We start from the raw sequence: 9,541 nt of genomic DNA, 5'->3' as shown, positions 1-9,541 counted from the left end.
GCCCTCGATCAGCTCCAGCAGGTCGCCGTCGATCTCGGCCGGGTCGATCGAGGACAGGCGCAGGCGCGGCAGCTCCGGCACTTGGCGCAGCACCGCCTTGAGCAGCCCGCCCAGGGTGGGGGCATCGCCCAGGTCCTTGCCGTAGGAGGTGATGTCGACCCCGGTCACCACCAGCTCGCGATAGCCCTGCTCCACCAGGAGCCGGGTCTGCGCCACCACGTCCTGGACCGGCACCGAGCGGGAGGGACCCCGGCCATAGGGGATGATGCAGAAGGTACAGCGATGGTCGCAGCCGTTCTGCACCTGGAGGAAGGCACGGCTCCGCCCGTCGAAGCCCGGCACCAGATGCCCGGCCATCGCCTTGACCGCCATGATGTCGCCGACCCGGACCCGCTCCGGCCCGTCGCCGGCGAGGTTCGTCCAGGTGAGCGGCTTCAGCTTGTCCTCGTTGCCGACCACATGGTCGACCTCGGCCATGCCGGTCCACTTGGCAGGATCCACCTGCACGGCACAGCCGGTCACCACGATCCGCTTGCCCGGCTGCTCGCGCCTGGCCCGGCGCACCGCCTGGCGGACCTGGCGCTCGGCCTCGGCCGTCACCGTGCAGGAATGGACGATTACCAGATCGGACAGGCCGGCCTCCTCGGCATGGCGGCGCATCACCTCGGATTCGAAGCTGTTCAGCCGGCAGCCGAAGGTCAGGACGTCGATGGCGCTCATGCGTCGCCCGGCAGGTACTCGGCGCTGATCTCGCCGGTGAACACGATGGCGGCGGGTCCGGTCATCCGCACGCCGCTCATCCCGTCCCAGGCCAGCACGAGCTCGCCGCCGTCCAGCTGGAACGTCACCCGGCCGTCGACCAGCCCCTTCTTCACCAGCGCCACCATCGCGGCGCACGTCCCGCTGCCGCAGGCCAGCGTCAGCCCGACCCCGCGCTCGAACACGCGCAGGCGCACGTTCTGGCGGTCCAGCACCTGGACGAAGCCGATGTTGGCACGCTCGGGGAACATCGGGTCGCGCTCCAGCATCGAGCCCATCCCGGCCACGTCCAGGCTTTCCAGATGGTCGACCACGAACACCGCATGGGGATTGCCCATGCTCACCGCGAACGGCCTGGGCAGCCCCGCCACGTCTACCGGCACTGCCTCGGTGTCGCAGTCATGGGTGAGCGGGATCTCGTCCCAGGCCAGGCGCGGCCGGCCCATGTCGACCGTCCAGAGCTGGCCGTCGCGCACCGCCTCCAGGATGCCACGTGAGGTGCGCATCCAGATCCGGTCCCGGCCGGTCTCGCTGTGGATCAGCTTGGCCACGCAGCGCGAGGCATTGCCGCACGCCCCGGACTCGCTGCCATCCGCGTTGAAGAAGCGGACATGCACGTCCAGCTCCGGATCGGCATCGATCACGACGAGCTGGTCGAAGCCGATGCCGCGATGGCGGTCGGCGAGGCGGGCAATCCAGGCGGAATCGAGCGGGGTGGGGTTGCGACGCTCGTCCAGGAGGACGAAATCGTTGCCCAGCCCATGCATCTTGGTGAACGGCACGGTGGTCATGGTGCGGCCTGATTGCAGATCATCCGCCGCCGCGCAACGGTGGAACCGCGATTCCTTGACATCCCGGTGCCATGATGCTCAAGAGAGCCGCGCTTCGCGGGCCCGTCTCGCGGGGGCGTCCTTCTATACGCTGTCATGTCCGGAAATGCCATCCGTGGCCCGGAGCATGCGGAAACGACCGGGAAGATGTTCGAGAACCTGACCACCCGCCTCGGTGGCGTGTTCGACCGGCTACGCCGGCGTGGCGCGCTCTCCGAAGCCGATGTCGCCGAGGCGCTGCGCGAGATCCGCGTGGCGTTGCTGGAGGCCGACGTCGCGCTGCCGGTGGTGAAAGAGTTCGTCGCCGGCATCAAGGAACGCGCGATCGGCCAGGAGGTGATCCGCTCGATCACGCCCGGCCAGCAGATCGTCAAGATCGTCAACGACCGGCTGATCGAGCTGCTGGGCGGCACTGAGCATGTCGGCCTCGACCTGGGCTCGCCGCCCTCCGTCATCCTGATGTGCGGCCTGCAGGGCTCGGGCAAGACCACGACCTCGGGCAAGCTGGCGCTCAGGCTGAAGAACCGCGAGCGCAAGAAGGTCCTCCTGGCCTCGCTCGACGTGCAGCGTCCGGCCGCGCAGAAGCAGCTCCAGGTGCTGGCCGAGCAGACCGGCACCGGCCACCTGCCGATCGTACCGGGTCAGAAGCCGGTCGAGATCACCCAGCGGGCCCTCGATACCGCGCACCGGGAAGGCTACGACGTCGTCATCCTGGACACGGCCGGCCGCCTGCAGATCGACGATCAGCTCATGGACGAGTTGGCCGAGGTCAAGCTGCTGGCCGAGCCGCAGGAAACCCTGCTGGTGGCCGACGGGCTGACCGGCCAGACCGCGGTGGACGTCGCCCGGGCCTTCAACGACGAGATCGGCGTCGACGGCATCGTGCTCACCCGCATGGACGGCGATGCCCGCGGCGGTGCGGCGCTGTCGATGCGCCAGATCACCGGCAAGCCGATCAAGTTCGTAGGTGTCGGCGAGAAGCTGGACCAGCTGGAGCCGTTCGTCGCCGAGCGGGTCGCCGGCCGCATCCTCGACATGGGCGACGTGGTCAGCCTGGTCGAGAAGGCGGTCGAGAACATCGACCGCGAGGAAGCCGAGAAGCTGGCGAAGAAGGTCCAGAAGGGCCGCTTCGACCTGGCGGACTACCGCGCGCAGCTCGTGCAGATGAAGAAGATGGGCGGCATGCAGGGCATGCTGTCGGCCCTGCCGGGCGTGCAGAAGATCAAGAAGCAGCTGGACGAGAAGAAGGTCGACGAGCGGGTGTTCATCCGTCAGGCGGCGATCATCGACAGCATGACGCCCCTGGAGCGGCGCGAACCCGACAAGCTCAACGCCTCGCGCAAGCGGCGCATCGCCAAGGGCTCCGGCACCACCGTCCAGGACGTCAACCAGCTCCTGAAGCAGCATCGCCAGATGCAGGACATGATGAAGCAGATGAAGAAGATGGGCGGCCTGCAGAACCTGATTGGCAAGCTGCCCAAGGGCATGATCCCGCCGGGAATGCTGCCCCGGATGTAGGTCTTCCTCTTCTGTTTCCCTCCGCTCAATCGTCGAACCTTTGGAAAGTCGTATCATGTCGGTGAAGATCCGCCTCGCCCGCGCCGGCGCGAAGAAGCGCCCCTACTACAAAATCGTGGCCGCCAGCAGCCGCTCGCCGCGCGACGGCCGCTTCCTGGAGCGTCTGGGCTCCTATGACCCGATCCGCTCGACTGAGGATCCGAACCGCCTGGTCCTGAACGAGGAGCGAATCAAGCACTGGCTGTCCGTTGGCGCCCTGCCGACCGACCGCGTCGCCCGCTTCCTGGACAAGGCCGGCATCCTGCCGGGTGCCACCGTGCATCGCGGCACCGGCAAGCGCGCCGCTGAGATCGCCGAGAAGAAGGCCAAGGCCGAGGCCGAAGCCGCCGCCTGAGCCGGTCCGGTTCGATGAGGATGGGCCGGCCCGGCTGGGCCGGCCTGCTTGCCGTTCAGGGCCGGGCGCCAGCCCGGACCTGCTGGGGATGGGGTCGATGGCCGCAGATGCCGCCGAGCGCATGGTCTGCGTCGCCGCCGTGGCGACGGCCCATGGCGTGCGCGGTCATCTGAAGCTCAAGACCTTCACCGAGCAGCCCGAGAACGCCGCGGCCTACGGCCCGCTCCACGATGCCGACGGCAACCGGCTCTTTCGCATCGAGATCGTCACCGTCCTGGATAACGGCCTGATCGTGAAGGCCGAGGGCATCACCGACCGCAACGCCGCCGAACGGCTGCGCGGTGTGGCCCTGTACGTTCCGCGCAGCATGCTGCCGGCACCCGAAGAAGACGAGTTCTACCACGAGGATCTGATCGGCCTGACCGCCGAGACCCCGGATGGGCAGAAGCTCGGCGAGATCGTGAGCGTGCAGGACTTCGGTGCCGGCGACATCCTGGAAGTGCGGGCGGCAGACGGCAGCCTGCGCGACTTCCCCTTCACCAGGGCGGTGGTGCCGGTGGTCGACCTCCAGGGCCGCCGGGTCGTGATCGACCCACCGGTGGAGGTCGAGTGATGACGTTCGTCGCCTCGGTCGTCACCATCTTCCCCGAGATGTTCCCAGGTCCTCTAGGCCAGTCCCTGACGGGCAAGGCGCTGGAGCGGGGCGACTGGTCGCTGGGCACGGTCAACCCCCGCAGCTTCACCCATGATCGCCACCAGTCGGTCGACGATACGCCGTTCGGCGGCGGGGCCGGCATGGTGATGCGCCCGGACGTGATCGCCTCTGCCATCGATGCCGCCGCACCGCCGGGTGACCCGCGCCCCAGGATCTACCTGACCCCACGCGGCCGCCGCTTCGTCCAGGCCGATGCGCGCCGGCTGGCGAAAGGCCCGGGCATGGTCCTGCTGTGCGGCCGCTACGAGGGCGTGGACCAGCGCGTGATCGAGGCCCGCGGCCTGGACGAGGTCTCGATCGGCGATTTCGTCCTGTCCGGCGGCGAGCTCGCCGCCTTCCTCCTGCTCGATGCGGTGGTCCGCCTCCTGCCCGGCGTGCTGGGCTCCGCCTCATCGTTAGCTGAGGAAAGTTTCGAGGACGGACTCCTCGAATATCCCCATTATACAAGACCGGCGGTCTGGGAAGGCCGGCCGGTACCTGAGATTCTCTTGTCCGGGCACCATGCCCGGATCAGGGATTGGCGGAAGGACCAGGCGAAAGCCATCACCGCCTCACGTCGCCCCGACCTGATCGGGGCCAAGAACGTCGAACTCCACCTCGAAGGAAACTGATCCATGGATCTCATCGCACAGCTCGACAAGGAACAGCGGGACGAGGCCATCGAAGGCCGTGGCGGCCAGCCGATCCCCGAGTTCGGCGCCGGCGACACGCTGCGTGTCAACGTCAAGGTCATCGAGGGCACCCGCGAGCGCGTGCAGGCCTTCGAGGGCGTATGCATCGCCAGGCGCAATCGCGGCGTGAACAGCGCGTTCACCGTGCGCAAGATCTCCTATGGCGAGGGCGTGGAGCGCGTCTTCCCGCTCTACAGCCCGCGGATCGCCTCCATCGAGGTGGTGCGTCGTGGTAAGGTGCGGCGCGCGAAGCTCTATTACCTGCGTGGCCGCACCGGCAAGGCGGCGCGCATCACCGAGCGCCGCATGGACACCGCCAAGAAGGCCTCGGCCGACAAGGCCTGAAGCCAGTTCAAAGTGAAATCGGGAACGGAAAGATGAGCGGGCCGAAAACCCTCTTCGAGAAGATCTGGGAAAGCCATCTGGTCGACGTGGCGGAGGATGGCACCAGCCTCCTCTACATCGACCGGCACCTCGTCCACGAGGTGACCAGCCCCCAGGCCTTCGAGGGTCTTCGCGCCTCGGGCCGCAAGGTGCTGCGCCCGGAAGCGACCCTGGCCGTTCCCGACCACAACGTGCCCACGACCGACCGCTCCCGGCCGATCGAGGACGAGACCTCGCGCATCCAGGTCCAGACCCTGGAGGAAAACTGCCGCGAGTTCGGCGTCCAGCTGTTCGGCATGCGCGACCGGCGCCAGGGCATCGTCCATGTGATCGGGCCGGAACAGGGTTTCACCCTGCCCGGCACGACCATCGTCTGCGGCGACAGCCACACTTCCACCCACGGCGCCTTCGGCGCGCTGGCGTTCGGCATCGGGACGTCCGAGGTCGAGCATGTGCTGGCGACCCAGACTCTCATTCAGAAGCGTCCGAAGACCATGCGGATCTCGGTGGAGGGCACCCTGCCCTTCGGCGTGACCGCTAAGGACGTGATCCTGGCCATCATCGGCAAGATCGGCACGGCCGGCGGCACCGGCTATGTGGTCGAGTATGCCGGCTCGGTGATCCGCGGCCTGTCGATGGAAGGCCGGATGACCGTGTGCAACATGTCGATCGAGGGCGGTGCCCGCGCCGGTCTGATCGCCCCCGACGAGAAGACCTGGGCCTACCTGAAGGGCCGCCCGATGGCGCCCAAGGGCGAGGACTGGGAGAAGGCGGTCGCCTGGTGGCGCACGCTGGTCTCCGACGAGGGTGCTACCTACGACGCCGAGGTCCTGCTCAAGGCCGAGGAGATCGAGCCGCAGGTCACCTGGGGCACCTCGCCCCAGGACGTAGTCGGCATCACCGGCCGGGTGCCGGACCCGAAGAACGCCAAGGACGAGGCCCAGCGCCGCGCCATGGAGCGCGCCCTGGACTATATGGGCCTGACGCCTGGCATGCCGGTGGAAGAGATCGTCCTGGACAAGGTGTTCTTGGGCTCCTGCACCAACGGCCGGATCGAGGACCTGCGCGCCGCCGCCAAGGTGATCGCCGGCAAGAAGATCGCCGCCAACGTGCAGGCCATGGTCGTCCCGGGCTCCGGCCTCGTCCGCTACCAGGCGGAGCAGGAAGGCCTGGACAAGATCTTCAAGGACGCCGGCTTCGAGTGGCGTGAGGCCGGCTGCTCCATGTGCCTCGGCATGAACCCCGACCAGCTCTCCCCCAAGGAGCGCTGTGCGTCCACCAGCAACCGCAACTTCGAGGGCCGCCAGGGCCGCCAGGGCCGTACCCACCTGCTCTCGCCCGAGATGGCCGCCGCAGCTGCCGTCACCGGCAAGCTGACCGACGTCCGCAAGCTGGTCGCCTGAGGAAGAACGCCATGGTCCCCTTCACCAAGCTGACCGGCATCGCCGCACCCCTGCCGATGATCAACGTCGACACCGACATGATCATCCCCAAGCAGTTCCTGAAGACCATCAAGCGGACCGGTCTCGGCAAGAACCTGTTCGACGAGATGCGCTACACCCAGGACGGTCAGGAAGTGCCGGACTTCGTGCTGAACCAGCCGAAATACCGCCAGGCGCAGATCCTGATCGCCGGCGAGAATTTCGGCTGCGGCTCGTCGCGCGAGCATGCTCCGTGGGCGCTGGCCGATTTCGGCATCCGCTGCGTGATCGCGCCCAGCTTCGCCGACATCTTCCACAACAACTGCTTCAAGAACGGCATCCTGCCGATCCGCCTCCCCCAGGAGACGATCGACGCGCTGATGGCGGAAGCCCAGAACGCCCCGGACCCGACCTTCACCGTCGACCTGGAGCAGAACCTGATTCTGCGGCCCACCGGCAACGAGCCGATCTCGTTCAAGATCGACCCGTTCAACCGCGAATGCCTACTGGAAGGCCTCGACGACATCGGCCTGACCATGCAGAAGGCCGACAAGATCCAGGCCTTTGTGGCAAAGCAGCAGGCCCAGGCCCCCTGGCTCTACTCCGCGGGTGCTGGCGCCTGAGCTTCCCTGCCCGTCACCCCCTGCTTGACCGGGGGATCGACCGCATGAGATCTTCTGCCGTTGGTCCCTTCGGCTTCCGGCCGGGGTGACGGAAACGAGCGAATCTACACAAACGAACCCGAGAGAGGCAAAGGTACGAGTAACATCAATGAATTAGGTCACTAGCAGCTTGCGCTTCGTGACGTGATTCGTTGAATGGACCCGAGCACCTCTCGCGCACGCCGTACGAAACGAACCCGAGAAAGCGACGATGACCACCGGCTCGATCCTCTTCCTCCCTGGCGACGGCATCGGGCCGGAGGTGATGGCGGTCGTCCGGCGGGTGATCGACTTCCTCGGCAGCAAGGGCCTGAGCTTTGAGCTGCAGGAGGACCTGGTCGGCGGCGCGTCCCTGGACGTCCATGGCGAGCCGATCACCGAGGCGGTGCTGGCCAAGGCCCAGGCGGTCGACGCGGTGATGTTCGGCGCGGTCGGTGTCCACAAGTATGACACCAACCCGTTCCACCTGAAGCCCGAGCAGGCGATCCTGAAGCTGCGCAAGCAGCTGGAGCTGTTCGCCAACCTGCGCCCGGCGATCGTGTTCGACGCCCTGGTGGAAGCTTCCACGCTCAAGCCCGAGCTGGTGCGCGGCCTGGACATCCTGATTCTGCGCGAGCTGACCGGCGGCGTCTATTTCGGCGAGCCGCGCGGCATCGAGGATCTGGGCGCCGGCCAGAAGCGCGGCGTCGACACCCAGGTCTACACCACGGCGGAGATCGAGCGGATCGCCCGGGTCGGCTTCGAGCTGGCCCGCAAGCGCAACAACAGCGTGACCTCGGTCGAGAAGGCCAACGTCATGCACACCGGCGTGCTGTGGCGCCAGTTGGTCACCGAGCTGCATGCCCGCGAATATGCCGACGTCCAGCTCTCGCACATGTACGCCGACAACTGCGCCATGCAGCTCATCCGCCGGCCCAAGCAGTTCGACGTGATCGTCACCGACAACCTGTTCGGCGACATCCTGTCGGATGCCGCCGCCATGGCGACTGGTTCGCTGGGCATGCTGCCTTCGGCAGCGCTGGGCGCGCCCGATGCCACGAGCGGCAAGCGCAAGGCCATGTACGAGCCGATCCATGGCTCCGCCCCGGACATTGCCGGCAAGGACATGGCCAACCCGATCGCGGCGCTGATGAGCTTCGCCATGCTGCTGAAGTACAGCTTCGATCGTGATGTCGAGGCTGGCCTGATCGAGGCCGCCATCGCCGACGTGCTGAATGAGGGCTACCGGACCGCGGACATCGCGCAGGACGGCATGACCACCATTGGCACCGCCGAGATGGGCACCAAGATCCTGACCGCGCTCACCAAGCGCTCGACCTGATTCCAGTTTTCATGGGCGTCCCGGGGCCCTGGCGGGCGCCCGGACCTCCAGGAAGGAGACGCTCATGGGCTTTCGAGTAGCAGTCGCCGGCGCCACGGGTGCGGTCGGCCACGAGATCCTGAACATCCTGGCCGAGCGGGAATTCCCCGCCGACGAGGTGGTGGCCCTTGCCTCCAGCAAGTCGGTCGGCAAGCAGGTCAGCTATGGCGAGGACGACGAGCTGGCCGTCAAGTCGCTGGAGGACTTCGACTTCTCCGGCTTCGACCTGGCCCTGTTCTCACCGGGCGGTGCGGTTTCCGCCGTCCACGCGCCGCGTGCCGCCCAGGCCGGCTGCATGGTCATCGACAACACCAGCCATTTCCGCATGGACCCGGACGTCCCGCTGGTGGTGCCAGAGGTCAACCGCGAGGCGCTGCAATACGCCCGCACCCGCAACATCATCGCCAACCCGAACTGCTCCACCATCCAGATGGTGATGGCGCTCAAGCCCCTGCACGATCTCGCCCAGATCAAGCGGGTGGTGGTGTCCACCTACCAGTCGGTCTCGGGTGCCGGCCAGAAGGGCATGGACGAGCTCTTCGAGCACACCAAGGCCGTCTACATGAACGACCTGAACAAGAAGCCCACGGTCTTCCAGAAGCCCATCGCCTTCAACGTCATCCCCCAGATCGACAAGTTCATGGATGACGGTTCCACCAAGGAAGAGTGGAAGATGAAGGTCGAGACCAAGAAGATCCTCGACCCGGCCATCGAGGTGGTGGCGACCTGCGTCCGCGTCCCCGTCTTCATCGGCCATTCGGAAGCCATCAACGTCGAGTTCGAGAGCCCGATCGACCTGGAAGAGGCCCGCGAGGCGCTGATGAACT

Annotated in this window: 11 protein-coding genes; 9 read left to right on the top strand and 2 right to left on the bottom strand. The window is 67.0% G+C overall.

Annotated elements, in window-relative coordinates; all coding sequences use genetic code 11:
• Both EQG76_RS17420 and dapF read right to left on the bottom strand, forming a co-directional pair.
• Nucleotides 1-720: radical SAM protein (locus EQG76_RS17420; RefSeq protein WP_159715663.1), on the bottom strand; the 720-nt coding region annotated here is incomplete at its 3' end.
• Nucleotides 717-1,550: a diaminopimelate epimerase gene (gene dapF / locus EQG76_RS17415; protein ID WP_159715662.1), complete on the bottom strand. Its 834-nt coding sequence runs from the start codon at nucleotides 1,548-1,550 to the stop codon at nucleotides 717-719. The genes EQG76_RS17420 and dapF, both read right to left, overlap by 4 nt.
• Before the next feature lie 186 nt (nucleotides 1,551-1,736).
• On the opposite strand from dapF, the gene ffh reads away from it, so the two are divergent.
• From ffh to EQG76_RS17370, 9 genes are all read left to right on the top strand, one after another.
• The gene (gene ffh / locus EQG76_RS17410) at nucleotides 1,737-3,107 is read left to right on the top strand and encodes a signal recognition particle protein (protein ID WP_159715661.1); all 1,371 of its coding nucleotides are present in this window, start codon (nucleotides 1,737-1,739) and stop codon (nucleotides 3,105-3,107) included.
• Nucleotides 3,108-3,162: 55 nt separating this feature from the next.
• Nucleotides 3,163-3,501, top strand: coding sequence for a 30S ribosomal protein S16 (gene rpsP / locus EQG76_RS17405; RefSeq protein ID WP_159715660.1), 339 nt, complete (start codon nucleotides 3,163-3,165; stop codon nucleotides 3,499-3,501).
• 97 nt (nucleotides 3,502-3,598) lie between these two features.
• Nucleotides 3,599-4,114: a ribosome maturation factor RimM gene (gene rimM, locus EQG76_RS17400; RefSeq protein ID WP_159715659.1), complete on the top strand. Its 516-nt coding sequence runs from the start codon at nucleotides 3,599-3,601 to the stop codon at nucleotides 4,112-4,114.
• Nucleotides 4,114-4,827, top strand: a complete 714-nt coding sequence (trmD, locus tag EQG76_RS17395; RefSeq protein WP_159715658.1) for a tRNA (guanosine(37)-N1)-methyltransferase TrmD — start codon at nucleotides 4,114-4,116, stop codon at nucleotides 4,825-4,827. Before rimM ends, trmD begins: the two co-directional genes overlap by 1 nt.
• A gap of 3 nt (nucleotides 4,828-4,830) precedes the next feature.
• On the top strand, nucleotides 4,831-5,232 hold the full coding sequence (rplS, locus tag EQG76_RS17390; RefSeq protein ID WP_159715657.1) for a 50S ribosomal protein L19: 402 nt from the start codon (nucleotides 4,831-4,833) through the stop codon (nucleotides 5,230-5,232).
• A 32-nt stretch (nucleotides 5,233-5,264) separates the two neighbouring features.
• Entirely contained in the window at nucleotides 5,265-6,674 is a 1,410-nt protein-coding gene (gene leuC / locus EQG76_RS17385; protein ID WP_159715656.1) for a 3-isopropylmalate dehydratase large subunit, read from the top strand.
• Nucleotides 6,675-6,685: 11 nt separating this feature from the next.
• Nucleotides 6,686-7,315 carry a 3-isopropylmalate dehydratase small subunit gene (gene leuD, locus EQG76_RS17380; protein WP_159715655.1) on the top strand — a complete coding sequence of 210 codons (630 nt, stop codon included), beginning with the start codon at nucleotides 6,686-6,688 and terminating at the stop codon, nucleotides 7,313-7,315.
• Nucleotides 7,316-7,565: 250 nt separating this feature from the next.
• Complete coding sequence (gene leuB, locus EQG76_RS17375) at nucleotides 7,566-8,675, top strand: 3-isopropylmalate dehydrogenase (protein WP_159715654.1); 1,110 nt, start codon at nucleotides 7,566-7,568, stop codon at nucleotides 8,673-8,675.
• Nucleotides 8,676-8,739: 64 nt separating this feature from the next.
• The coding region (locus EQG76_RS17370) for an aspartate-semialdehyde dehydrogenase (RefSeq protein ID WP_159715653.1) at nucleotides 8,740-9,541 on the top strand (802 nt) is incomplete at its 3' end.

Source organism: Geminicoccus flavidas (genome assembly GCF_009806515.1).
Lineage (GTDB): Bacteria > Pseudomonadota > Alphaproteobacteria > Geminicoccales > Geminicoccaceae > Geminicoccus > Geminicoccus flavidus.
This window is presented reverse-complemented; position numbering and strand designations above follow the sequence as displayed.